The 25,870-nt window shown below is 36.1% G+C and carries 27 protein-coding genes; 7 read left to right on the plus strand and 20 right to left on the minus strand.

Annotated elements, in window-relative coordinates; all coding sequences use genetic code 11:
- Window positions 1-139: 139 nt before the first annotated feature.
- A complete protein-coding gene (locus ACFOY7_RS02325) occupies window positions 140-1,021 on the plus strand; it encodes a sensor domain-containing diguanylate cyclase (protein ID WP_390249003.1) in 882 nt (293 codons plus the stop codon).
- Window positions 1,022-1,029: 8 nt separating this feature from the next.
- On the opposite strand, the gene ACFOY7_RS02330 is transcribed toward ACFOY7_RS02325, so the two are convergent.
- The 11 genes from ACFOY7_RS02330 to ACFOY7_RS02380 form a co-directional block, all read right to left on the minus strand.
- A complete protein-coding gene (locus ACFOY7_RS02330) occupies window positions 1,030-1,830 on the minus strand; it encodes an urease accessory protein UreD (protein WP_390249005.1) in 801 nt (266 codons plus the stop codon).
- Between the two features lie 4 nt (window positions 1,831-1,834).
- Entirely contained in the window at window positions 1,835-2,449 is a 615-nt protein-coding gene (ureG, locus tag ACFOY7_RS02335; protein WP_390249007.1) for an urease accessory protein UreG, read from the minus strand.
- Window positions 2,450-2,471: 22 nt separating this feature from the next.
- Window positions 2,472-3,197, minus strand: a complete 726-nt coding sequence (locus tag ACFOY7_RS02340) for an urease accessory protein UreF (RefSeq protein WP_390249009.1) — start codon at window positions 3,195-3,197, stop codon at window positions 2,472-2,474.
- The gene (locus tag ACFOY7_RS02345) at window positions 3,139-3,582 is read right to left on the minus strand and encodes an urease accessory protein UreE (RefSeq protein ID WP_390249011.1); all 444 of its coding nucleotides are present in this window, start codon (window positions 3,580-3,582) and stop codon (window positions 3,139-3,141) included. Before ACFOY7_RS02345 ends, ACFOY7_RS02340 begins: the two co-directional genes overlap by 59 nt.
- Window positions 3,583-3,600: 18 nt before the next feature.
- Window positions 3,601-5,316 (minus strand): urease subunit alpha, encoded by a 1,716-nt coding sequence (gene ureC, locus ACFOY7_RS02350; protein WP_390249013.1) that lies wholly within the window; start codon window positions 5,314-5,316, stop codon window positions 3,601-3,603.
- On the minus strand, window positions 5,313-5,678 hold the full coding sequence (ureB, locus tag ACFOY7_RS02355; protein ID WP_390249015.1) for an urease subunit beta: 366 nt from the start codon (window positions 5,676-5,678) through the stop codon (window positions 5,313-5,315). The genes ureC and ureB overlap by 4 nt, the downstream gene beginning before the upstream one ends.
- 12 nt (window positions 5,679-5,690) lie before the next feature.
- Complete coding sequence (gene ureA, locus ACFOY7_RS02360) at window positions 5,691-5,993, minus strand: urease subunit gamma (protein ID WP_390249017.1); 303 nt, start codon at window positions 5,991-5,993, stop codon at window positions 5,691-5,693.
- Between the two features lie 199 nt (window positions 5,994-6,192).
- Window positions 6,193-6,531, minus strand: coding sequence for a type II toxin-antitoxin system PemK/MazF family toxin (locus tag ACFOY7_RS02365; protein WP_390249019.1), 339 nt, complete (start codon window positions 6,529-6,531; stop codon window positions 6,193-6,195).
- Window positions 6,531-6,773 (minus strand): AbrB/MazE/SpoVT family DNA-binding domain-containing protein, encoded by a 243-nt coding sequence (locus ACFOY7_RS02370; protein ID WP_390249021.1) that lies wholly within the window; start codon window positions 6,771-6,773, stop codon window positions 6,531-6,533. Before ACFOY7_RS02370 ends, ACFOY7_RS02365 begins: the two co-directional genes overlap by 1 nt.
- Window positions 6,774-6,820: 47 nt before the next feature.
- Window positions 6,821-7,738 carry a TIGR03943 family putative permease subunit gene (locus ACFOY7_RS02375; protein WP_390249024.1) on the minus strand — a complete coding sequence of 306 codons (918 nt, stop codon included), beginning with the start codon at window positions 7,736-7,738 and terminating at the stop codon, window positions 6,821-6,823.
- A gap of 11 nt (window positions 7,739-7,749) precedes the next feature.
- Window positions 7,750-8,748, minus strand: a complete 999-nt coding sequence (locus tag ACFOY7_RS02380; protein ID WP_390249026.1) for a permease — start codon at window positions 8,746-8,748, stop codon at window positions 7,750-7,752.
- A 309-nt stretch (window positions 8,749-9,057) separates the two neighbouring features.
- Between ACFOY7_RS02380 and ACFOY7_RS02385 the strand changes: the two genes are divergently transcribed.
- Complete coding sequence (locus tag ACFOY7_RS02385; protein WP_390249028.1) at window positions 9,058-10,524, plus strand: Na+/H+ antiporter NhaC family protein; 1,467 nt, start codon at window positions 9,058-9,060, stop codon at window positions 10,522-10,524.
- Window positions 10,525-10,603: 79 nt separating this feature from the next.
- On the opposite strand, the gene ACFOY7_RS02390 is transcribed toward ACFOY7_RS02385, so the two are convergent.
- Both ACFOY7_RS02390 and ACFOY7_RS02395 read right to left on the minus strand, forming a co-directional pair.
- Window positions 10,604-11,788 (minus strand): pyridoxal phosphate-dependent aminotransferase, encoded by a 1,185-nt coding sequence (locus ACFOY7_RS02390; protein WP_390249031.1) that lies wholly within the window; start codon window positions 11,786-11,788, stop codon window positions 10,604-10,606.
- Complete coding sequence (locus tag ACFOY7_RS02395) at window positions 11,781-12,587, minus strand: carbon-nitrogen family hydrolase (RefSeq protein ID WP_390249033.1); 807 nt, start codon at window positions 12,585-12,587, stop codon at window positions 11,781-11,783. Before ACFOY7_RS02395 ends, ACFOY7_RS02390 begins: the two co-directional genes overlap by 8 nt.
- A 137-nt stretch (window positions 12,588-12,724) precedes the next feature.
- On the opposite strand from ACFOY7_RS02395, the gene ACFOY7_RS02400 reads away from it, so the two are divergent.
- The gene (locus ACFOY7_RS02400; RefSeq protein ID WP_390249036.1) at window positions 12,725-14,320 is read left to right on the plus strand and encodes a catalase; all 1,596 of its coding nucleotides are present in this window, start codon (window positions 12,725-12,727) and stop codon (window positions 14,318-14,320) included.
- A 274-nt stretch (window positions 14,321-14,594) separates the two neighbouring features.
- Here the strand turns inward: ACFOY7_RS02400 and hisA are convergent, their stop codons facing one another.
- Together hisA and ACFOY7_RS02410 are read right to left on the minus strand one after the other, a co-directional pair.
- Window positions 14,595-15,359 carry a phosphoribosylformimino-5-aminoimidazole carboxamide ribotide isomerase gene (hisA, locus tag ACFOY7_RS02405; protein WP_390249038.1) on the minus strand — a complete coding sequence of 255 codons (765 nt, stop codon included), beginning with the start codon at window positions 15,357-15,359 and terminating at the stop codon, window positions 14,595-14,597.
- Between the two features lie 103 nt (window positions 15,360-15,462).
- Window positions 15,463-16,485, minus strand: coding sequence for an NADH:flavin oxidoreductase/NADH oxidase (locus tag ACFOY7_RS02410; protein WP_390249040.1), 1,023 nt, complete (start codon window positions 16,483-16,485; stop codon window positions 15,463-15,465).
- Window positions 16,486-16,594: 109 nt separating this feature from the next.
- Here ACFOY7_RS02410 and ACFOY7_RS02415 point away from each other — a divergent pair, with 109 nt between their 5' ends.
- Entirely contained in the window at window positions 16,595-17,446 is an 852-nt protein-coding gene (locus tag ACFOY7_RS02415; RefSeq protein WP_390249042.1) for a pentapeptide repeat-containing protein, read from the plus strand.
- 74 nt (window positions 17,447-17,520) lie between these two features.
- Window positions 17,521-18,357: a manganese catalase gene (locus ACFOY7_RS02420; protein ID WP_390249044.1), complete on the plus strand. Its 837-nt coding sequence runs from the start codon at window positions 17,521-17,523 to the stop codon at window positions 18,355-18,357.
- An 83-nt stretch (window positions 18,358-18,440) separates the two neighbouring features.
- Here the strand turns inward: ACFOY7_RS02420 and ACFOY7_RS02425 are convergent, their stop codons facing one another.
- Window positions 18,441-19,076: a phosphatase PAP2 family protein gene (locus tag ACFOY7_RS02425; protein ID WP_390249047.1), complete on the minus strand. Its 636-nt coding sequence runs from the start codon at window positions 19,074-19,076 to the stop codon at window positions 18,441-18,443.
- A 271-nt stretch (window positions 19,077-19,347) separates the two neighbouring features.
- Between ACFOY7_RS02425 and ACFOY7_RS02430 the strand changes: the two genes are divergently transcribed.
- Entirely contained in the window at window positions 19,348-20,067 is a 720-nt protein-coding gene (locus ACFOY7_RS02430) for a SurA N-terminal domain-containing protein (RefSeq protein ID WP_390249049.1), read from the plus strand.
- 102 nt (window positions 20,068-20,169) lie between these two features.
- On the opposite strand, the gene ACFOY7_RS02435 is transcribed toward ACFOY7_RS02430, so the two are convergent.
- Window positions 20,170-20,361 (minus strand): DUF1653 domain-containing protein, encoded by a 192-nt coding sequence (locus tag ACFOY7_RS02435; RefSeq protein WP_390249052.1) that lies wholly within the window; start codon window positions 20,359-20,361, stop codon window positions 20,170-20,172.
- A gap of 367 nt (window positions 20,362-20,728) precedes the next feature.
- Between ACFOY7_RS02435 and ACFOY7_RS02440 the strand changes: the two genes are divergently transcribed.
- Window positions 20,729-21,211, plus strand: coding sequence for an STAS domain-containing protein (locus ACFOY7_RS02440; protein WP_390249055.1), 483 nt, complete (start codon window positions 20,729-20,731; stop codon window positions 21,209-21,211).
- Between the two features lie 292 nt (window positions 21,212-21,503).
- Here ACFOY7_RS02440 and ACFOY7_RS02445 read toward each other — a convergent pair whose 3' ends face one another.
- The 3 genes from ACFOY7_RS02445 to ACFOY7_RS02455 form a co-directional block, all read right to left on the minus strand.
- A complete protein-coding gene (locus tag ACFOY7_RS02445) occupies window positions 21,504-24,086 on the minus strand; it encodes an ABC transporter permease (protein ID WP_390249058.1) in 2,583 nt (860 codons plus the stop codon).
- A gap of 5 nt (window positions 24,087-24,091) precedes the next feature.
- Window positions 24,092-24,775: an ABC transporter ATP-binding protein gene (locus ACFOY7_RS02450; RefSeq protein ID WP_390249061.1), complete on the minus strand. Its 684-nt coding sequence runs from the start codon at window positions 24,773-24,775 to the stop codon at window positions 24,092-24,094.
- An 89-nt stretch (window positions 24,776-24,864) separates the two neighbouring features.
- The gene (locus ACFOY7_RS02455) at window positions 24,865-25,869 is read right to left on the minus strand and encodes a sensor histidine kinase (RefSeq protein ID WP_390249064.1); all 1,005 of its coding nucleotides are present in this window, start codon (window positions 25,867-25,869) and stop codon (window positions 24,865-24,867) included.
- Between the last annotated feature and the right edge of the window lies 1 nt (window position 25,870).

The raw sequence follows: 25,870 nt of genomic DNA on the forward strand, positions 1-25,870 counted from the left end.
ATACAAATAAGATGTCAGAAAACCTAACATAAAAATTATAAGTTCCTGTATATCCTACCCTTGTAGAATATTACTGATTTACTTATAATGTATAGTAAGGTTAGGTGGTGATCGCATCGAATACAAAGCAGTTGATGATTTGCTTAAATTAGTAAACCAATCAATCAAAGGAAAGCGAATATTTCTGGGACGAACAACTGATGATACATTTACTATAGTAAGAACAATTGATACAAGCAATACTGGAATTGAAGTTTTTGATAATCAATCAATCGATATAAGAGGTTCTTATTGCCAGCAAATATTCTTTGGGAGTCAAGAACCTCTCATCATTAATAATACGAGAGAACATCCTTTTACAAGTAAACTACCTATTACAACTGAAGCAAATATTCATTCCTATCTTGGTGTACCTGTCTTTTACAAAAATGGCGAAATGTTTGGTACATTGTGTGCTATAGGCAATGATGGAGTTGATTTTACTGAAGAAGATAGAGAAACGCTAACAAGTTTCTCCAATTTATTCTCCTATGTTTTAGAACTAGAAAAGTTGGCAATTTATGACCCATTAACTAATTTATATAATCGCAGATATCTGGATCTATTTTTTTCTAGAATTGAGGAAAATGGTAGCCTTATGTTTATTGATTTAGACAATTTTAAAGAAGTTAATGACCTGTATGGCCATGATATAGGTGATGAGATTCTAATCGAGGTTAGTAATAGAATGTTGGAAATAATAGAGCCTTCTGATCGGTTAGTTAGAATAGGCGGTGATGAGTTTATCCTTGTCCTGCCAGGAAAGACAGACAGCGAAAAGAACAAACAAATTGCTAAGAATATAATTAATCAATTGTCGAATTGGGACAATATAGATTATCAAATAAATGTTTCTGCTAGTGCAGGTATCATAGAATATACCAAAGAATATTCAGACATTAAAACCTTGCTCAAAAAAGCAGACAATGCCCTATATGAAGCAAAAAGACAAGGAAAAAAAGGATTTATTTATGACTTATAGCCCTGGCTCTATCGAGGAGCCAGGGCTTCTTTCAACTGATCCATGTCCTTTTTTATTTGCGAAAGATGGTTAGAAAGCCATCTGATTAAAAATCCATCTTGGCAAATTGAGGTGATGCTTACTTGATGGTCCTGAGTTGCAGTTAATATGGCTTGGATATGCGTGATAGAATATGGTTTGTCAGGATTGACTACCCAAAGACTCGCAATAAAATGATAATTTTCCATAACGGTAATTGCTGATAAGTTTTGCTCTGCTGGCCTAAAGATAAGCGGATCATAAATAAGACAATTATCCTCTCTCCACACTTCAAAAATAGTTTGATATTTTTGAAAAGTAAAGGACTCTCCTCGCTTTTCCCTGCCAGGATATAAAATTTCTTCCCACCACAAAGAAGCTTTTTGATCCATTTGAATAGTCGTACGGCTCTCAAATATCGCATCATCAAATGGTATAACTTCTTCTCTTTGCCAAGTCAGATTAGTATCTTTTGCAAGAGTAATCTCTATTGATTGCCTGCTAGTTTCATTATCTAATGTCGGGTAGACTTTTGTTGCTGCTTGAGGGTGAATGATTACATTTGCACCTTCTTCCAATTCAAATGAAAAGGTATTTGTATCACCAGCAACAAGACCACCAGATGATTCCATAATGTACATCGTTAGCCGGCTTTCATCTTCAACATAAAGTCCTCTGCTGGCTTTTAATGGCGCCTTTTGAAACACATCTTTTATAATCGTCTTATTGTTTTTATAAGTAAAGGTAAGATCTAGTCTCCCGTCCATTTTTTCCTTCTTGACTAGATTCATTTGTTCACACTTCACTTCCTTCGAGCAGCATATTATGCTGAATCCACTCAATAACTTCCGGTACTCCCTCACCTTTCTTTACATTGGTAAAAACATATGGCCGGTCTTTTCTTGCTGCTTTTGCATCCACTCTCATCTTATCCAAATCTACTTCAACATATGGAGCTAAATCAATTTTATTTACTAACAATAAATCAGATCTTGTCACTCCTGGCCCGCCTTTTCTAGGAATATCTCCACCCTCTGCAACATCGATGACATAGATATATCCATCCACAAGTTCTGGGCTGAAAGTCGCGGACAAATTATCTCCACCACTTTCTAGTAAAATGATGTCTAAATCATCAAAGCGACGTTTTAATTCATCAATTGCTTCAAAATTCATTGAAGCATCTTCTCGTATCGCAGTATGCGGACAACCGCCGGTTTCCACTCCAATAATTCGCTCCTCCGGAAGAATCCCCTGCTTTATTAAAAATTGTGCATCCTCCTTTGTATATATATCATTTGTTATAACCGCAATGCTGTATTGATTAACCATCTTTCTGGTTAATTGTTCTACTAATGATGTTTTTCCTGAACCAACTGGTCCTCCTACGCCAACTATTACTGGTTTCATACAATCTCCTCCTTTTATACCCTTAAGAAATAAATAATCTTGCTTGTAAAAATTTATGCTTCATTGAGGCAATTTCTAATCCCAATGTATGGTTGGACAAATCTTGCAAATTACGTGTTAAGATTTGTCTCGTAATAGAATCCATTTCTGTAATTAACCGGTGGATAATCTCTATACCTGCTTTTTGTCCTAAAGGAATGGCTCTTACGGCATTATGAACAAGACCAACCGTTGAAGAATAAATATAGGTAAGAATGGTAGTGTATACATCGAAGCCCATATCATGTGCATACAATGTATATACAATCGGGAAATGACTATATACACCAGCTTCTTCTTGCCACTTTATTAAAGAAGGTGAATGACTAACTGGTAATATTGCTTTAATAAATTGTTTCCCAATCATCATACTTGCTTCTCGTGTTTCTTCAGCATTTTTACTGGCATGACAAATTTGTTCTAATTTCAACAAGTCATCCCAATTATTCGCTGAGACTTTCTCATATGCTAGCTTTGCAAATATCCCATCAGTATATCCTATATTCTCCTTCATATAGTTAAGGCAAAATTGAAATAAGTCTTCTTTTGTTCTTAGTTTGTCTTCCTGTATATATGTTTCCATCCCAAACGAATGAGTATAAGTGCCAATCGGAAAAGCAGAATCATGAATATGCATTAAATATAGAAACTTAGTGCTTATGTCCTCGATATTTAAATGGTTCTGTAAATCTTCGCTCTGTTGCTTCATATTTCACACCTACTTCTTGAAATAACCTTTCCAGTGTTTCATCATAACGGACAATGATTTCATTCTCGTTTATTAAACATGGTGTATGGCGATTACCTAATTCAAAAGCAGTCTTCCCCATCTGAGTAATCGAATCTGGATATGCAATATAGACTTTTTCCTTCCTTGTACGAATAACAATTTGCCGTTCATGATCTTGATAAACAATATCTCCTACTGATAGTGGTACTTTCTCTTCCAATGAAATTGCCACATCTGTTCCTTTGTCTGTCGTTTTGCGTAAAATTCTCTTATTTAATTCATCCCAATCTAATTCAATCCACTCTCTATTAGGATGATTTTGCTGTTCTTTTTCAATGTTTCCGATAATTTCTTTAGTTAACATATTATTTTCTCCTTTTCTCTAAAATAAGAAATACCGTTGTGCCATTGCAACTTCTTCAAATGGTTCACATGTAATAATCTCACCATCCAATCTAACTTCATATGTTTCAGGATTGATATCGATTGTCGGTGTCTTATCGTTATATGGTAAATCTTTTTTTTGAATATTTCGACAATTTCTCACAATACCTATTTGTTTTTCTAAACGTAATTGCTGATGCACCTTATTATTGAAAGCAGCCTGTGATAGAAAAGTTATCGATGTTTGGTATTTCGCTTTTCCTAATGAACCAAACATTGGCCGCATCATGACAGGTTGAGGAGTCGGTATTGATGCATTTGGGTCTCCCATCTGCGCATATGCAATCATGCCACCTTTTACTATCGTTTCTGGCTTTACACCAAAAAACTTCGTATCCCAAATCACCATATCTGCAAGTTTACCAATTTCAATCGAACCAATTTCATGACTCATTCCATGTGTAATGGCAGGATTGATCGTATATTTAGCAACATATCTTTTTGCACGAGTATTGTCGTTTGCCTTTTGTTTATCTTCTTCTAAAAAACCTCGTTGCTTCTTCATCTTGTCTGCAGTTTGCCAGATTCTTGTAATGCTTTCCCCGACACGACCCATTGCTTGTGAATCGGATGAAATCATACTAATAACCCCTTCATCATGCAAAATATCTTCTGCTGCTATTGTTTCGGGACGAATTCTTGAATCAGCGAATGCAACATCTTCAGGCACATTATGGTCGAGATGGTGACAAACCATTAACATATCTAAATGTTCATCAATTGTATTAATAGTGTACGGCCTTGTAGGGTTAGTTGAAGAAGGCAAAATATTTGGTAATGAAGCAATTTTCATAATGTCTGGTGCATGTCCGCCCCCTGCCCCTTCTGTGTGATATGTATGAATGATACGTTCCCCAATTGCCTGAACAGTATCTTCGAGAAACCCTGCTTCATTTAATGTATCTGTATGAATTGCCACTTGTACATCCATTTCATCTGCTACTTTCAAACATTGTGTAATCGTAGCAGGAGTAGTTCCCCAATCTTCATGCAGCTTTAACCCAATTGCCCCAGCACTTATTTGTTCTCTTTGCGGCTCAGGAGTGGAAGCATTTCCTTTACCCAGAAATCCAATATTAATTGGATATTCTTCTGCCGCTTCTAACATTCGGTGAATATTCCATTCACCTGGTGTACAGGTAGTAGCATTTGTACCAGTTGCCGGCCCTGTTCCTCCACCTATTAGTGTGGTAAAACCTGCAGCTAAAGCAACATTGATTTGCTGCGGACTAATAAAATGAATATGTGCATCAATTCCGCCTGCTGTAACAATTTTACCTTCACAAGCAATAACTTCTGTTGATGCTCCTACAATCATGGTTTGATCGACGCCTTCCATCATATCCGGATTGCCAGATTTGCCGATCCCTGTAATTCTGCCATTTTTCACGCCGATATCTGCTTTATAAATCCCTGTATAGTCAATAATGATAGCATTTGTTAATACTAAATCCAGCACGTTTTCCGCACGTGTTCTGGTACTGCTTTGTCCCATACCATCCCTTAGTACTTTACCACCTCCAAAAACACTTTCATCTCCATAAACAGAATAATCCTTTTCTATTTCAATCCACAGATCAGTATCTGCTAAACGGACTTGATCCCCTACTGTAGGACCATATAATGACACGTACTGTTTTCTTGATAGCTTCATTGCCCATCCTCCCTCTCAAAATCTTGTAATTTGCGAGCAATTGCAGCTGTATCTGTCACACTGCCATCTGTTAGACTATTAAATCCAAACACCTTACGCTTACCGGCTATTTCAACTAGTTCCACTTCTTTCTCTTCACCCGGCTCAAACCTTACCGCGGTTCCTGCAGCAATATTGAGCCGCATCCCTATTGTCTGCTCACGATCGAATTTTAAATAGCGATTTACTTCCGGAAAGTGATAATGGGACCCTACTTGAATTGGTCGATCACCAATATTGGCAACTAATATATTCATTACTTTTCTATCTTTATTTATTTCAATATCTTCGTTATGTAAGCGAATTTCACCTGGAATAACCATAAGCATCCCTCCTTAAATAATTGGCTGGTGAACAGTAACCAGTTTCGTTCCATCAGGGAAAGTTGCTTCAATTTGAACACTTTCAATCATTTCAGGTACACCTTCCATGACATCTTCTGATGTTAAGACATGCTTGCCTTCTTGCATTAATTGCGCAACAGTCTTCCCTTCACGGGCCCCTTCTAACAAATATGAACTTATTAATGCTACTGCTTCAGGATAGTTAAGCTTCAATCCTTTATCTTTTCTTTTCTGCGCTAATTCTCCTGCAAGGAAAAGTAACAACTTCTCTTGTTCAACAGGATTAAGTTTCATTAAATTCCCTCCCAACCATTATGGAATCCGAGTGTTTTCTTCCATCCATTGTTAAGACTAGCATAACAAATAGTATGGAAAATATTATTATGTTAGATAATCTAACAAAGTTTTTGTTCATACGATTGTTTTTCACGTAAGTTATTGCAATTAAAAAAGCTCCGCAAAGTCTGCAAGAGCTTTTCATTATATATAACGATTATTCTTCCTTTTCCATTATCCCAAAAATAATATCTCTTACTTCTGTCAATATTTCTTGGGAGATTTTTTCTTTAAATGTAAGGGTTCTTGTTCTTATGTCAATTGTTTTCAGATGTTCACAATAAATCATACCTTTTGTCTTTGTTCGCTTATCGCAATTAATATGTAACGGGGATGGATTCCCATCTTGAATGATCGGGCAAACAATAGCCATTTCTGTGAATTTATGAAATGTGTCATTACTAATCACCAGAAGGTGTTGCTGTTCCCTTGGTTGATACCATGAGTCTGTCTCGACTTCTAATACAACAATGTCTCCTGGATTGGGTAAATACATTACAACAACTCCTCTCCATCTTTTCCTATCTCCCATTCACCTGCCCGATTAACATTGTTATTACCATATTGATTGATCCGATCTTTTAAGGTAAGGTGCTTACGAATTGGAGCTAAGACAATATTACCATCAACCACTTTAAGCTCTATTCGATCGTCCTCTGAGATATTAACAAGTTCCAGAATTGCTTTAGGAAGCCGAACAGCTTGGCTATTCCCCCATTTTTGAAGTCTTGTTTCCATAAAAAAACCTCCTTACTAACGTATCTATGATTATAACATAGAATACTTTATTCCCCACTTGGTCCTAATATCTCAACTGTAAGAGGATATACATATTGCTGAATTGGTGCTTCTACTATTTCTTTTTGTGATACTTCTATTAATGGTATTTGAAATCCTTGATAATTAGTTATCTTAATTTTTCCTGTAATCCTCATCCATGTATCATCTTTTACTATAAGTCCCTCATCAAATTCAGTTAGAAATCCAATCAGACTAGCATCAGCTACACAATGAGTAATTAAAAACCTTCCTAATACCAATTGATTCGGATGGAAGCTAGATTCGCGAAAAACAAAACCAGTTAATGAGATTTCTTTCCCTTGAAAGGATTCGGGATTCTCTGTTATCTCTTGATAAATAGTAGCGAAAAGTGGATCTTTCATATCTATATGTGATTGATTAACCAGTGTGACTTTGAGTTCGTCGTAGTCTGGCTTTGATATCGTATTCTTATACACATTTGGATCTATTTCATACTCCTCTACTGGCAACTCTTGTTGAGACTGTTTCACTTCACCCTGCAAGGGACTGCTATTCCCCTCTTGATTTGTTAATATCATTGTTACCCCTTTATTTTGTGCTATCGAGGCATTAAGGCTTACAAGCGGAAAGACAAATCCTGTTATTAATGGGCCAATCAATATTAGATAATTAATCCCTTTCTTCCAATTCATCGGCTGATCGCCATGATCATGATGATGGGTTGTATGATGGCACTTTGTTTTCATTGGGGTAGAAAATATCCTGGATAATTGAGCAACAAATAGTAAAAGAAAAAGGAAGGCTCCTCCTATCTTACTCAATGTCTCATACTTCGGGTTTATTAATTTTAATAATTCTCCACTTTGATGTAATCGAAGGATAAATAGAAAGAAAAAAAATAAAATAACAGCACGAAAAAATTGTTGCCAATTTATCGACATTCATATACCTCCTAAAGAAAAATTTGAATGAAAGTGATAATTATAAATACACAGATAGTTATCAGGGATATTAAAACAACAACAAACCGCTTTTTAAATACGCTGATCATCATTAAGGTATTTTTCAAGTCAATCATTGGACCATAAATAAGGAAGCTTAAAATAGCCCCTGTTGGAAATACACCCGAAAATGATGAGGCAATGAAAGCATCAGCTTCTGAACAAAGTGATAACAGATAAGCTAGTCCCATCATAACGAATACGGATAAGAATGGCCCATCCCCTATACTTGCCAGTACATCTGTTGAAACATAGACTTGTACAAATGAGGCTAATAGTGCCCCAATAATTAAGTATTTTCCCATATCAAAAAATTCATCAACTGAATGAAGCAGTGTTTTTCCGACTTTGTTTTCTATTCCGCCTTTTTCAAGATCGTGGTCACAGCACCCATTTGATTCTCTGCTTTCTTTTAATTGATGTGTTTGATAAAAGAATCCAATCAGTATACTAATCATTAATGCAGCAAGAAAACCTGCCCCCATTCTTAATAATGCTATTTGCAAGTCACTACCAAATGCCATATAAGTAGAGAAGATCACAATAGGATTAATTAACGGTCCAGTTAGTAAAAAACCTACCCCTGCATAAATAGGAACACCTTTCGACAGCAATCTGCGAACAATTGGCACAATTCCACATTCACATGCAGGGAATAAAGACCCAACAACACAACTCATAAAAATAGCTGCATATTTATTTTTCGGGATGTAACGGCGTATTTGCTCTTCTGTTATAAAAATTTGAATGAATCCAGCAATTAATACACCAATTAAAACGAAAGGTAATGCCTCAATTAGAATACTTAAAAATATAGTATTTACTTGATAGACTGAATCGGGGACAGTAAACAAAGAGACGGAACCATTAAGTGTCATTACATAGACCACAATCGCAAAAAAGCACAATAAAAACAAATCGAGACTAATGGATACCAAATTTCTCCTCATATAATCACCTTTACTTTTTAATGATAGAATTTTATAGATTTGCCAATAAATCATAACAATTACGATTTAAGCCCTTTCAGTTAATGAAATCTATGCAGTTTCCTTACAATATATTCCTTAAATTAGCACACTCTTAAATTTTCTATTAAAAAGAAGCATTATATTACTCGAATTCCACTTAACTATCAAAGTCTATAGTATAACCAGGTGGTCACCTATTTATTAGATAAATTATATATGGTACAATATAAAATGCTGTTTTTACATTGTAAACAACTTATGTTTGAAAATAGATCGTAAAAGGGAGTGATGCAAGTGGAACACAATAAAGAATTAGCACGAGCTATCGGTACAAATAAAATTCAGCAATTAGATTTTCGGCTTGGCGCTTTTGGTGCCGCTGTTCCTCTGTTATTTTTCATCATTTGGGCAATTACAACAAGTGTCTTGCAATTATCATCTGAAATTGGTTTAGTGTTAGGTGCTATATTCGGGATTACATTAGGATTGTTTTTTTGTAAAAGTAAGTGGGCGGACTATGCCCAAGGCTTATTTGATGGGTTAGCACAGCCAATAGGTGTTGTGGCAATGGTCGCATGGTTTTATGCCGGCATGTTTGCACAAGTATTACAAGTTGGCGGGCTTGTTGAAGGATTAGTATGGATTGGTAACATTACTGGATTTACCGGAGGATGGTTTGTTGGTTTAACTTTCATCCTAGCTGCTGTCTTTTCAACAGCTGTAGGTACAGGTTACGGTACAACAGTTGCCTTTGCTACATTAATGTATCCAGCAGGTGTTGCAACAGGTGCAGATCCTACCATACTATTTGCAGCAATTCTTGCAGGAGCTGTATTCGGAGATAACTTAGCGCCTGTTTCAGATACAACCATTGTTTCTGCAACAACACAAGACGCAGATGTACCAGGTGTTGTCCGCAGTCGTTTTAAATATGCGATTGCTGCTGCTGTTCCTACATTAATTTTGTTTATTATTCTTGGGGGCGGAGGTTCTTTTGAACACCAGGCTAGTATTGAATCGACGACAAATCCTTCAGGTCTGCTTATGCTTATACCTTTTGCTATTGTTCTCATTCTAGCTTTGTCAGGTCATCATATTATCACTTCATTAACTTGGGGAATTATTGCTGCTACCCTTAGCATTGTTATCTTCCCTGTTGGATCAGTAAGTGATATCATTCGCTTTAATCCGGATTCCGATAATATTATCGAAGGTGCATTAATTAACGGGATTATGGGATATATGAATATGGCAATTCTCATTCTCTTAATTGTTGCTTCTGCTCACTTGTTAAAATTAGGCGGGACAATGGATACCATTACGGTTTCATTAGTTAAGTGGATTAAAGATTCTGTTCGACGAGCGGAATTCGCTATTTGGGGAATTGTTGCATTACTAAATAGCGCTATTACCATTAACACTGCAGCCGAAATTGCTGCAGCGCCTTTTGTCCGTGAAATCGGAGAAAGATATAAAATCCACAGCTACAGACGTGCAAATATGTTAGATGCAGTAACATCCGCATTAGGCTACATCTTCCCATGGGGCGCCCCTGTGTTACTAGGGTGGTCAACTGTATCGATGATGAAAGATACGTATGAATGGTTGCCAGTTGTTGCACCAACCTCTGTTTTCCCATTTGTATTTCAAGGCTGGTTTTTAGTTATTGTTATGCTTGTTGCAGCATTAACTAGCTGGGGGATACGTTATCAAGGGAAGAATGGTGAAGAATTAAAAGAGATGCCGAAAAACTAAACTATTAATTATGGACATATTTAGTTAAACAACAGCTTCTTTCCTTTCTAGGAAAGAAGCTGTTTTAGAATAGGGATAATTAAACAATACGTTTAAAGATCTGCAGATGCTTGATCCTTTCACAAGCTTTTACTAAATTGGATTCCTCATCAAGTAAAGCAACTCGTACATAACCTTCACCCGTTGTACCGAAACCATTACCTGGTGCCACAACGACATGTGCCTTCTCTAATAAAATGTTAGCAAATTGCTCTGAACTGTATCCATCTGGTACAGGCATCCAAACGAAGAAAGAGCCTTTTGAAATACCCCCTTTCCATCCAATTGCTTCAGCTTTTTGAAGAAAAGTATTTCTTCTCTGCTCATAAATTTGAATATTTTCATTTATTGCTTTTTTACCATGCAGTAATGCTTGTTGTGCGGCGTATTGGATTGCACCGAAAATACTGACATAGTAATGGTCTTGAATAAGTTCTAAACTTCTGATCACTGATTTGTTGCCAACAGCGAATGCAACACGCCATCCAGCCATGTTAAAAGTTTTAGATAATGTATATATTTCAATCCCAATGTCTTTCGCACCTTTTGTTTGTAGAAAACTGGGAGCTTGTACTCCATCGTAGCCAATTGCGCCATAAGCAAAATCATGAACAACACAGATTTGATGGTTCTTTGCTAGTGCAACCGTTTGATCAAAAAAGTCAGTTGTTGCCATCGCAGCAGTTGGATTGTTTGGATAATTTAAAAACAATAATTTTGCTTCCGTTAATTTATCGTGATCAAACTGAGCATAATCTGGTAAAAAGTCGTTCTCTTCTAGTAATGGCATATAAACAGGTTCGGCATGAGCTATCGCTATTCCAGACATATAGTCAGGATAACCTGGATCTGGCACCAACACTTTGTCCCCCTTGTTTAATAAACATTGACTAACTTCCACTAAACCTGTCTTAGCACCAAATAATATCGCCACTTCAGTTGCCGGATCAACCATAACACCATACTCGTCTTCATAAAAGCGGGCGATTGCCTCTTTTAAAAATGGATAGCCTTGAAATGGTGGATATTTGTGAAACTTAGTATTCTCACTTGCTGCTTTCAAAGCTTCTACTATGAACGCTGGTGTTGGTAAATCTGGGTTACCTTGACCTAAGTTAATGACATTATGTCCTTCATTTTCTAACTTTTTCGCTTTTTTAACAAGAGCAGCAAAAAACTGCTCTGGCAATCTGTTTAAAAGGTCCGAGGATTCAAAATCATGCATCACTGTTTCCCCCACCATATAAATGTGGTACACGGCTTGAAAAGATTGGAATAGCTTGCCTTGTTTCTGCAACTTTATTTAAATTAATCATTGTGTTAATTGTTGTTTCCTGCTCTGCAGGCCCTTTTGTTACTAATTTTCCTGATGGATCAATAACCATTGATTCACCAGCAAAGGCTGTACCGTTACATGTACCTGAACTATTTGCGGAAATAATAAAACATTGATTCTCGATCGCACGTGCATGCTGTAAATATATCCAATGTTCTTTTCTGGATGCTGGCCACTGTGCTAAAACACAAATTACTTCTGCACCTTGAAGAGCCAGGGATCTCGTGATTTCAGGAAAACGGAGGTCATAACAAATGATTAATCCTATTTTGATCCCGTCTAATTGAAATATTTCCGCTTTAACGTTTCCGCCTTGTAAATATTTCGGTTCATCTAACATTGGCACTAAATGAATTTTGTCATATTGGTATATGAGTTCTCCGCATCGATTAAAGACAAAGCTAGAGTTAAATATCCCGTCCTTTTTACGGTTTGCAACAGAACCACCAATAATGTTGACATTATATTTTTCAGCTAACTCACTTAAAAAAGGAATGGTCTGTCTTCCTTCATCATCGGCTAATTCTTCTAATTGATCCAGCGCATAACCCGTATTCCACATTTCCGGGAGTACAATTGTATCAACTTGCTTATGGTTTATTTGTTTCTTAACCCAATTTGCAATCTTGTGACGGTTTTGGTCGGGATTGGCAACAATAACATCCATTTGATAGATAGAAAAATTCACTGCAACTCTCACCTTCTTTATATTTTATAGTCATTCTACCACTGAAGAAAATTATTTTAAATTCTGGAGATTATTAATAGTTGGATTAGTCTATTCTACAAAAATAAACAGAATAGAGATTTGAATGTTTGGGGATAATGGAAATGAATCACAAAAGGGAGGTTAATGCATTGGTCAATAAGGATAAAAATTCGAATGAAAAAGAAATCCTGACAAATCAACAAGGTCATCCTGTAACAGATAATCAAAATGTTAGAACAGTTAATAATCGGGGGCCAATGACCCTCGAAAACTACGATTTTCTAGAGAAAATCAGTCATTTTGACCGTGAGAAAATTCCGGAAAGAATTGTGCATGCGAGAGGTGCCGGGGCACATGGATACTTTCAATCATATGGAACAATAAATGGTGAACCAATTTCGAAGTATACACGTGCAAAAGTTTTCACTAATTCTGAAGTTAAGACACCTGTTTTTGTCCGTTTTTCGACTGTAGTACATGGCAAACATTCCCCAGAAACATTGCGAGACCCTAGAGGTTTTGCAATTAAATTTTACACAGAAGATGGTAATTGGGATTTAGTCGGTAACAATTTAAAGATATTTTTTATTCGTGATCCACTCAAATTTCCTGATATGATTCATGCTTTTAGACCAGACCCTGTTACCAATGTTCAAAATCTTGAAAGAATGTTCGATTTTATTAGCATGTCTCCTGAAGCATTACATATGGTAACATTTGTATTTTCACCATGGGGTATTCCAGCAAACTATCGACATATGCAAGGATCAGGTGTTCACGCATACAGATGGGTAAATGAAGAAGGAAAAGCTGTATTGGTCAAATATCATTGGGAGCCTGTTGGCGGAATTAAAAACTTAACGCAAGAAGAAGCAAATAAAATTCAAGGAACAAACTTCAATCATGCAACACAGGATTTATATGAAGCGATCGAACAAGGGAATTATCCTGAATGGGAACTATATGTCCAAATTATGGAGGACGAAGAACATCCAGAACTTGATTATGATCCGTTAGATCCAACGAAGCTTTGGTACAAAGAAGATTTCCCATGGCATAAAGTAGGAAAAATGATATTAAACAAAAATCCGGACAATTTCCATGCAGAAGTGGAACAGGCTTCCTTTGGTACTGGTGTGCTGGTTGATGGACTTGATTTCTCTGACGATAAACTGTTGCAAGGCAGAACTTATTCTTATTCGGACACACAACGATATCGTGTGGGAGCAAACTATTTACAACTGCCAATCAACCGCCCACATAAAAAGGTGGCTACAAACCAAACTGGTGGTCAAATGGATTTTAGACAAGATTATGCGGAACATAAAAATCCGCACATTGATTATGAACCTTCCTTAACTGGCGGATTGAAAGAAGCTGAAAATCCAGGCAAAGAGCATGAACCTTATGTGGAAGGGCACCTGCAGAGAAAAGCAATTTCCCGTGAAAACAACTTCGGACAAGCTGGGGAAACGTATCGCCGTTTAAGTGATTGGGAGAAAAATGATTTAATCAAAAATCTCGTTTCTGCATTGTCCGGCTGTAAGAAGGAAATTCAGGATAAGATGGTGGAAATGTTTTATAAATGTGATCAAGATTATGGAAAAAGAGTCGAAGATGGATTAAAGCACGCAGCAACGGGTCAAATGGAGCAAATGGAAGAAGCCGTTATGAAAGCTGATCAAATGGGACATGTATCCGATCCTTACTAACAGAAGAAGCGGGCTCATTTTAATGAGCACCGCTTTTTTATCGAGAATTAGTTGTACCTTAAGATGCATATAATCACTACTGTTTTTCTCAGTCTTATTTGTTAAACTCATGTACACCTGTATTACCATAAAGACTAGTATGAAACCGAAACTTACCACCAACAACTTCTCTGAAAAACGCACATTTCGTTTCAATGGCTTCCCCCAATACCATATTTAAATTATATCTAAACTAGGGAGGATGAAGTGATTACTAGGATAAGTCTGCTTACTATTATGATTCACTCTCCGCGCAAAATCTAACCACATGATTATATGATAAGTCACCACCAAATATATCCAATGCACTGCCAATTGTTATATCTAATTTTCCTTTGGATAGTTTTTGGAATTCTTCCAGATCTTCTAATGATCGTACCCCTCCAGCATAAGTAGTCGGAATAGTTACCCATTCTGCTAGATTTTCTACAATTCCTGCCTCGATACCGTTCCGTTTCCCTTCCACATCTGCTGCATGGATCAGAAACTCATCACAATATTGTTCCATTTGTTTGATTGTTGCATGATTAATTTCTATATTACTAAATTTTGTCCAACGATCTGTCACCACAAACCATTTACCATCTTTTTTCTTACAGCTTAGATCAATTACTAAGTTTTCCTTACCTATCTTTGCAACTAACTTCTCCAGTCTGTCCTGTTTCAACTCGCCATCTTCGAAAATATAGGATGTTACTATTACATGAGATGCTCCGTTTTCCAAATAGTATAGAGCATTATCTGCATTGATTCCTCCCCCGATTTGAAGCCCATTTGGGTAGGTTCGTAATGCTTTCAGTGCGGCTTCTTTGTTGCCATCACCTAACATAATTACATGTCCGCCATCTAGCCCGTCTTGACGAAACATTTCCGCGTAATAACTGCTATCATGTTCCGAAACATAATTTTCCACAACAGGGTTTCCTACATCATTTAATGTTTCTCCAACAATTTGTTTAACTTTCCCTTGATGTATATCAATGCATGGTCTAAATTTCATTACAACAAATCCTCTCATTCATATTACAATGTTCTTTTATTTATTATTGTAATCGAAAGCTGAAAATTAAGAAAGGTGCCAACATATGCGGCACCTTTAAAAATTATGCAAAACCTCTTTCATATTGTGTTGGAACAGTGATTTCCTGCTTTAGTTGATGGGCTGCATGTATAGCCCAATAAGGATCTCTTAACATTCCCCGGCCTACTGCCACAAGATCAGCATCATTATTCCCGATAACTGCATCAGCAATTTCAGGCCTATCCAGATTACCTACTGTAATTACAGGTACTTGTAAGGCCTCTTTCATTGCTCGAGCAAATGGAATCATGTACCCGGCATGTGAGCCCGGGTTCCGCGAAGGTGCTATCTTCCCTTCTCCTCCTGCACTAATATGGAAGATATCTACTCCTGCCTCTTTATACTTTCTCGCTAGTTCGATTCCACCTTGTAAATCATATCCGTCTTCTGCAAACTCAGTTGCCGAAATTCGTAAAATCAGCGGCATGTCTTCAGGCATTTCACTTTTAGCAGCCTGTATCACTTCCATACCGAATTTAGTTAATTCTTTATATTCATCATCTCTTTTGTTGGTTAAGTGGGAATGGAATTGATGAATAAGGTACCCATGTGCCCCATGTATTTCAACTGTATCAAAACCTGCTTCAACGGCACGTCTAACTGATTGACGGAACTTCTCAACCATTTCTTTTACTTCTTTTGTGGAAAGAGCTCTAGGCATATTATACTTTTCACTAAATCGAATTGCTGAAGGTGCAACAGGTGTATCTGCATCCTCTGCTTTTCTTCCTGCATGAGCAATTTGAACGCCAATTTTTGCACCTTGTGCATGAACAGCATCTACTATTTTTTTATATGCCGGTATTTGATCATCTGACCACAGGCCTAGACAATTGTTGGTTATCCGGCCGTCAGGTTCCACATTTGTCATCTCTACAATAATAAGGCCTGTACCGCCAACAGCACGACTTACATAATGGGTGTAATGCCAGTCATTAGGTATCCCATCTTCCCTTATTACAGAGTATTGGCACATAGGCGGCATTACAACACGATTTTTCAATGTAAGATTTTTTATATGAAATGAGCTAAATAACTGATTCATTTTAGACTGCTCCTCTGTATAAATTTTTCAACAATATCAGTATAGCAAGATTGCTTTTTTTATTCACATAATTGAACTGAGAAGATGGTTCTATGATATGATTAATTAAATGGAAATACGGAGGTTGCAAAAGTTGAATGCTATCAATCTAAAAAAACAGAACTTACTAGCTGACTGTGAAAATTGCTTCGCCCTTTGCTGTGTAGCATTACCTTATGCGAAGTCTAGTGACTTTGCCTTTAATAAAGATTCTGGAAAACCATGTGATAATTTACAAGACAATTTTCTCTGCAGCATCCATCAGGAACTTAGAGAAAAAGGATTTAAAGGTTGTACTGTTTATGAATGCTTTGGAGCAGGCCAAAAAGTTGCTCAACATATTTATAATGGTAAAAGCTGGCGTGATTTTCCTGAAACAGCTGAAAATATGTTTCTAGTTTTTCCAATTATACGGCAATTACATGAAATACTTTATTACTTGCATGAAGCAGCTCAACGCTCAGAAACTAAGCGTATTCATGAACAATTAATCAATGCGTATAATATAATCGAATCATTTACTATACTTACACCAGAAGAGATTTTAAAATTAAATGTTAATAAACAACGGGAGGTTATCAACCCACTGTTAATACAATCAAGCAAAATGATTCGGGAAACGTACAAGAGTAAGCATATGCCCAGACTAAAAAGAGAATTATTCGGGGCTGACTTAAGAAATAAAAAGTTATCAGGAGCGAGCTTTCGCGGATTTTTATTAATAGCTGCTGACTTATGCAATGCGGATCTTAGAGGAGTGGATTTTATTGGCGCCGACCTTCGTGACGCTAATTTAAGTGGTGCAATTTTAGAAGAGAGTATTTTCTTAACACAAGCACAAATAAATGCAGCAAGAGGCGATGAAGCAACCAAACTTCCTGCGCACTTACAGATGCCGAATCACTGGTCGAAGGATAGATAAAATCTGTCACACCCTCAAAATAGGCGCATAGTATGTGACAGATACCTATACCTATAAAAAAAGGAAGTGTGCACATGTTTTATCACATTAAAGAGTTACAGTATCCTTCTAAGCCTGATCGGCCAGATCCTCTATTCGCGAAACAATTGCAAGAAGTGCTAGGTGGGCAGTTTGGAGAAATATCTGTAGCGATGCAATATTTATTCCAAGGTTTTAATGTAAGAATGGAAGGCAAATATAAAGATTTATTGATGGATGTCGGAACAGAAGAGTTAGCCCATGTGGAAATGTTAGCAACAATGATTGCAAGATTATTAGACAATGCTCCAGTTGGGGACTTAGAAGAAGCATGTAAAAACCCAGTTTTGGGTGCAATTATTGGTGGAATGAATCCACAACATGCAATTGTTTCCGGTTTAGGCGCAATGCCAGCAGATAGTGTAGGAAATCGCTGGACAGCAGATTATATCATTGCCAGCGGTAACTTGCTTGCTGATTTTCGTGCGAATTTAAATTCAGAATCACAAGGACGCCTCCAAGTCGCTAGATTGTACGAAATAACGTCAGATCGTGGTGTCAAAGATATGCTCTCATTCCTAATTGCTCGGGATACGATGCATCAAAATATGTGGTTAGCAGCAATTGAAGAATTAGAACAAAAAGAAGGTGTTGTCGTTCCTTCCACCTTCCCTCGCGAGTTAGAAAAACAGCAAGTAGCATATGACTTTTATAACTTTTCACAAGGAGATGCTTCTGCAGAAGGCCGATGGGCATATGGACCAAGTATGGACGGTTGTTCCGAATTCCGCTATATTCAAAATCCGCCTGCATACGGCGATATCCCAATCCTTAACCCAGCACCACCATATACATTTGACACCAATTTTCAAATCCCACCATCAATATGTTAACCAAAGGGGGACAGCTTATCTGTCCTCCTTTTAGATTGTTAAAAAAACTATTTACAATAACATTAACTTTAGGAGTTAATGCATTATCTCATTAATTTCATTGCAACTATACATATTATTAGCCATGATAATCCAAGTGCCAGGCCTGCAACAATGTCGGTGAAGTAATGGACACTTAATACCACTCTGCTTAAGGCTACAGCAAGGATGATTAAAGAGAATAAAGTTATAAACAATATTTTCAGCCCTTTTTTCAGGCGATTTATAATAATTAAATAAATCACAAAACCGTAAAAAGCAATAGACCCTGTCGCATGTCCACTGGGAAAACTGAATCCTGTTCCATCAAACTGTTCCAACAGTTCTGGTCGTTCTCTTTCAAAGTAAAGTTTTAATACCTTTGTCAATCCGCTAATGCCTATCATATTTACTGCAAAGAAGATAGCAACCCATTTGCTTTTATTCCCAAAGAGAAGTAAATATATAAATAATAAAACAGAAGCAACAGATATAAACAAAACAGATCCTGCCTCTGTAACGTACCCCATAACTGTATAAAAAAGAGAATTACCGATATTCACCATAACATTATGAATTATTTCATCGATGGCAAATGTCTCTTTTTCTATTACGTCTTCGGCAAGTTCTACAAATAAAGCCATTGATAAGCCGATAACAGCAAAACCAAAAACTAATAAAATAATTGAAGCTTTCGGCAACTTTTTTATTTTGCCAATTAACAAAAGATCCCACCCTTTTTACAAATCTTTTGATACAGTTATTTCCCTAGTTTTATTACCTTAAAACTATCCATACATCTTAAATGTGTAGAAAGTGTGTAATTATATGGATATTTGTTAATCAAATGTAAAAAGTATTCATACAGCTTAGTATATCAGCCTTTTATCAAACTCTCTATATTTCGTATTAGTTGAAACTAATACATATTCATGTTTGAATGGTGATACTATGAAAAGAGGAGGCATAACAATGAAAAGACTTTTATTATTTTTATTCTCGGTTGGAATTGCACTAGTACTCGCAGCATGCAATGGCGATGATACTGAAGATACTAGTGAAACAAATGAAGAGAATGAGCAAACCGATCAAAATACAGAAGAAACTGATGGACAAGCTGCTGCAGAGAAACAAGTGGATCCGACTGTTACCGTTGCCGAAGTCAATGGTGAGGAAATAAAAGGCGAAGAGTATAATCGACTATATCCACAAGTTGTAAATTATTTAACACAATATGGCCAAGACACAAGTGACTCAGAAGTTGTTAAAGAACAGGTGCTAAACGAACTAGTTACACAGCAATTAATTACCCAAGATGCAAAAACACAAGGAATCGAAGTGACTGATGAGGAAGTAAGTTCAGAGATGGAATCAATAAAAGAGCAATATGGTGAGGAATATAAAACAGTATTAGAAGCTTCCGGTTTTACAGAAGAGAGCTTCCAAGAGCAACTGGAACAGGATTTGATTAGAAGTAAGTATGTAGAAACACAATTTGATACAGAAGTGACAGAGGACGAAATCCAAGCGTACTATGACCAGTTAAGCTCCAGTTCCGAAGAGGATATTGGTAAACTTAGTGAAGTAGAAGATCGAATAAGGGAAATTCTTGTCCAACAAAAACGACAAGAACAACTTCAGCCAAAAATAGAACAACTTCGTGAAAATGCAGAAATCGAGCTACTAATATAATAAAAAGAAGGGCACAAACTCGGTGCCCTTCTTTTTATTTCTTATGAATCCGAATATCCTTATTACTTTGTGATTTTATTCTTTCATTTTTTTATCGAAGTCTCAGGTCAACTTCTTAAACCTTGGTTCTTCTTTCCCTTCTACGATTACATTTTCAAAAAACATTTCATACGGTCTAGCAAATACACGTTGCTCCTCATTTTTATAAATAACAAGCTGTTCCTCTGTTTCACTGTGTGTGGCAACAAATAAGAATTGATATAAACCACCTTTATAGTGCTTGTACATTGTCATTTTGATCACTCCATTTCTATACTCCTATTATCTAGAAAGCACCGCTGATTGACAAGTAGCATAAGCTTTTTATCATATAAACGAATTTCTTTCTTATTATAATTTGCAGAATAAATACGGGAAGTGAAATGAAGATTAAAACTACAGAACCAAAAAAATCTCTGTTTATATTAGTGTAACCCTAACATCTACAGGGACTGTTAACAAAAAAGCAAAAAATAACGAAGCAGTATTGAATCATTAACTACTTTTCCGCTAATTTTTCAAATTTTTAGAAATTCCTCCTTGCTAATTACTTACATTTTTAGTACTATTTAAAACGTATTAATAATATTTCAAATTCAAAATAATAAAGGAGCCAGCTTTTATGTTTATTTCTTTGTCAGAGTCATTTCAACGAAAAAGAGATGAATTATTTGAAAGTGCTAAAAACAGACCTTTGACTTCAAAAATAACTGTTTCCCACAGCCAAGAATTAGATCATTTTATTAACCACTTTCAAAGTAAGACATATTCAGAGATTAACATTTCTGAAATGATAGATAAACATAAACTTACGATAAAATTAGAAGGTCAACTAGATTTGGTTACATCCTGTAAACTAGATAATTTCATCGCACAGAATAAGCAAAAATGGAAAGGAATTAAGAAAATCTGTATTGATTTACTTAACTTAAATTTTTTTGACACAAGTGGTATACAAAGCATTGTATCCTTTATGGAGGAGATGAAAAAAAAGTCGATTGAAATCTCTCTCATCACAACAAAAAGAACCTTCGAAATTCTAAATCTTATGGGCGTTACACAAGTATTTAACGACTGTAATGATCAGTCCTTTCATAAGTTATAATGCTTTAAAGAGTGTCTTTATATAAACAGACAGAAAGAAAGACCGAATATTAGCTGAATTTCTGCTTCATGTAAAAATACTATATATATTTTAGAGATAAATTAGCAAGAAATATTGTATTTTGCATTAGCCAGCTTATATTGCAGCAGAAAAACTTCCCTCCACGTATTCCCCAAGTACGAACCATAGGAAACATTATTAGTCTGTCATATCTTATAATATTCATCTAAATATGTGCTGCTTTCCCTAAATTAAGAATATTCTCCCTAATGATATAGGGAGAATATTTTCATTAGATAGACTCTTGTTTTAAACCATCCATTATATTTTCTTTCTTTATTTTTCTAATAGAATAAACCATCGTTGTACCTACAATCACAAAGATACTTATGATTACATAGAGTATACTCATCCAAGGGAATGTAAAGCCATACTCAAATGTACTTTGAAAAGCTTTATACATTAAGGCAATAATAAGAATACTTAGTGGTAAACCATACAGCAATGCTTTTATTCCATAAAAAATACTTTCATAGTATATCATTTTGTCAAAGCCTTTTGGTGTCATTCCAACAGACTTCAGCATGGCAAACTCCCGCTTTCGTAATGCCACACTTGTCGAAACAGTGTTAAATATATTGGCAATTGAAATTGCTGAGATTAATGTTAGAAATCCGTAGATAAATACAGACATAAACAGCAAAAGCCGCTGTTCATCTTCTCTTTGCTGAACAACATTATAGAAGTACATGTCTGAGCTCTTCATCTCATTTATCCCACTCTCAGTTAAAGATTTATTAGAGCTATTCAAATATAGTGTTGTTTCAACTAAATGTTCTGTATTATTTACAAATTCATTGAAAATTTGTTTAGGCATGACCACATCTATTCCTCCGGGTCGGGCTGTATACATCCCCATGGGAATCTGGTCCGTTAATGCGCCAATTTCTACCGTACCTAACTGGATTTCTTCTTCTGTTTCATAATTCATTGCATACAGATTGAGTTCTTCGCCTACCTTTTGATAAATGGTATTCGCATGAATGAACCGGCCAGTCTCTGGATCCCTGTACGTAACCTCATCAACAACAATTGCTTTCGGGTTGGAAGCATCCATAAATTCTTCCGGGTCAACACCAATATTGTTCGCATATGCGGCAAAACTTTGATTATCATATCCATAAAAGTTCACATAATATGGATATTTCCCATCCTGTAACATTTCCTTATAATTGGGAGCTTGTGTCAGTTGTTCAGCAATTTTACTCTCTCCTATCCATGTATTCAATTGGATACTGTTGACTAAACTATATTCCGTTACACCTTCCAGATTAGTGAAATCTTCCAAGTCCTCATCGGTTAATTTATTCGCACCACTGCTTAATTTGTAGTCAAAATTAATATTCTCCATTGACATCTCAAATGATCTCCCTAAATTTTCAGTAAAATATGATATTGTAATGAATAGCACAATACTGATTACAAGAGAAAATAAAGTTGCTCGGTACCTTTTCCTATTCCGCTTTAAATTTTTCAATCCTATTTCTGCTTCGATACCAAAAAGTTTCTGCGTCCATTTCGATGTTTTTACTGCTTTTCCCGTTAACTTCACATCATCAGATTGTCGAATAGCATCAATGGCAGATATTCTGGATGCCTTTTTTGCTGGTTTATAAGTGGAAATAAAAATCGTCAAAGCTGAAATAATAACGGCAGCAAAAATAGACCATTGGGTCAAAACAACATGCAGCTTCTCTGACACACCTAATGATTCTTCAATTAAGATAACTGAATTAATAAACCAGAAAGTTAATGCAATTCCGCCTACTCCTGCAATAATACCTAAAGGAATACTGATTGCACCGATGACTGCACCTTCAAAAAAGACTGAATTCCGCTTCTGCTTCTTCGTCGCACCAATACTTGAAAGCATACCAAGATGACGAGAGCGTTCAGAAACACTTATCGCAAAAGCATTGTATATTAATGAAATTGATCCGATCATTATGACCAGAATGATAATACCGAGAAGTGAAAAAAGTGTAATGCCTAAATCCACATTCTTTGTGATACCATAATATCTTAGCAGTTCATTATGGTATGTTACTACTTCTGTATTTATTTGTTCCATAATGTTTTCTGCTTTTTCAAACAGTGAAAAATCAACACTTTTAAATGTAGCGTATGCGTCTAATCTTTCTCCCAGTGGAAGCATATCCAAATCTAAATAACCGACAGCTGTATAACCAGGTGTCCATGATGCATCCCACTTTGTTTGATCAATGGTGCCAACAACAGTAAATGTCATTGTCTCTTCCTTAATAAATTGTTCTGTTAAACTTCCTTCTTCAGATACTTGTAATTCAACCGATTGATCAAGTGATTCTTCTGAATCAGGGAGCACTCGTTGCCCTATATCCATTGTGACTTGGTCGCCGATTTCTAAGTCGACTTCAGAGTCTCTCCATAAATCTTTTGATATAATAATTTCATCGACAGCTTTAGGCAACCTTCCCTCTGCGATCTCTATCGGAAATAGTGCCAATCCATTATCATTGATCTGCTGAATATAAAGATAAGGCTTATTAAGGTTATTATTTCCCTCTATTTTCGCATAACCTAGTTCATTGATTATACTTAACTCACCAACCGAAGCATCATTATTAATTATTTCTATATCCCCTGCAGAGACGTCTCGGTATAGTCCATGCCAATCTCCATTATTAGCAATTGTTTGTCTTTTCATTAAATCAAGAAACGACACACCTAATGTCGTAACTGCTGTAATCATCGCCACAGAAATAATGACACCAATAATTGTCACGATTGTCCGTTTACGATTTTGTTTTAAATGTCGAATCGTTAATTTATTCATAATATTCATGGACGAATCACCTCATCTTTGGCGATTTTGCCGTCTTCAATGGAAATTACACGATCTGCCTGTAATGCAATCCTTTCATCATGTGTGATAACAATTAATGTTTGATTATACATTTTATTAAATAATTTTAATAATTCAATGATTTCTTTGCTGTTTTTGCTGTCTAAGTTACCTGTTGGTTCATCTGCAAGCATTATTGCCGGATTACTAATAAGCGCACGTCCAATGGAAACTCTTTGCTGCTGGCCGCCTGATAACTGATTAGGCAAATGATTTAATCGGTTCTCTAAGCCTAATTTCCCAATAATATCATGGAACTGTGTCTGATTTACTTTATGATTATCTAACAATAGAGGTAAAGTCATATTCTCTTCAACTGTTAAAACAGGTATAAGATTATAAAATTGATAAATCAAACCGATTTGTCTTCTTCTGAATATAGCCAATTTTGTTTCATCTAATTGATAGATATCTGTATTGTCAACAAGTACCTGCCCACTCGTTGGTCTGTCCACACCACCAAGCAAGTGTAATAAAGTGGATTTCCCTGATCCGGATGGCCCGATGATTGCAACAAATTCTCCTTTCTCCACTGTAAATGAGATATCGTCTAACGCCTTTACAGCTGTAGCTCCCTCGCCATATGATTTAGACAGATGATTAATTTGTAAAATAGTCATTGTTATTCCTCCACAATTTTTATTTAACTAAAGTATATCTGTCTAATATGACTATCAAGTGACTTTAATGTGACAATAATGTCATCTAATCAGATAATTCCTTTATAAAACTTTAACTGAAATTGTGTTCCCTCACCTTCTTTACTATACACCTCAATATCGCCTTGCTGGTTTGTAATAATACTGTACGCCATTGCCAAACCAATGCCAACACTGTCATCACTGCCATCTTTTCCTTTATAAAAACGCTTAAAAATATACGGTAGGTCTGATTTAGCTATACCTTTGCCGTTATCCTCAATGGTTATAAGTGTGTAAAGGGTATTATCAGCATAGGAAATAGTAATACTCCCTTTTTCCTCCGTATGTTCCACACAATTTTTCAAAATATTAATTATTGCTTCTTTTGTCCAGTTAAGGTCACCAGTTAAGATGACGTTCTCTTCTCCTTTTATCTGTAAATACTGTTCCTTAATATCGATAGGGATCATAACAGATTCAACTGCTTTATTCACTAGCTCAGTGACAGAATATGGTTCTTTCTTAAATTGAACGACACCTGCATCTATTTTAGCTAATTTAAGCAATGTAGTTACAAGCCATTCCATTCTCTCTAGCTGGTTCTGAATATTATGGGTGAATTCCATTCTTTTAGATTCGTCAAGTTCATGGCTACCCAGTAAATCTGCCATCACCATCATGGAGGTAAGCGGTGTTTTAATCTGATGGGAAATATCGGAAATAGCATTGTTCAGCTTTACTCTTTCTTGTTCGAGGGTTTTATTTTGTTCCGACAGTTTTAATGTTACTTTGTATATCTCATTTTGAAGAATACTAAGTTCACCTTCACGATTATCGCGGATATCAAGACTGAATTCACCACTATTAATTCTGCGTAAATAGGTGGAGAGTTGACTAATCTTCCGATAACGATAAGATGTATAAATAAGATAGATCGTCGCCAAAACGAAGAGTGTTATAACAACGAAAACTGCGACATTTGCTGTAAAAAGGATAGCTGCTGTCATTGTGGCAATGAGTCCAACTACCGAAAAACTTAATAGAAAATTAGCAATCTCTTTATTTCGTAACACA

The sequence above is a fragment of the Gracilibacillus xinjiangensis genome, from assembly GCF_042651765.1.
Lineage (GTDB): Bacteria > Bacillota > Bacilli > Bacillales > Amphibacillaceae > Gracilibacillus > Gracilibacillus xinjiangensis.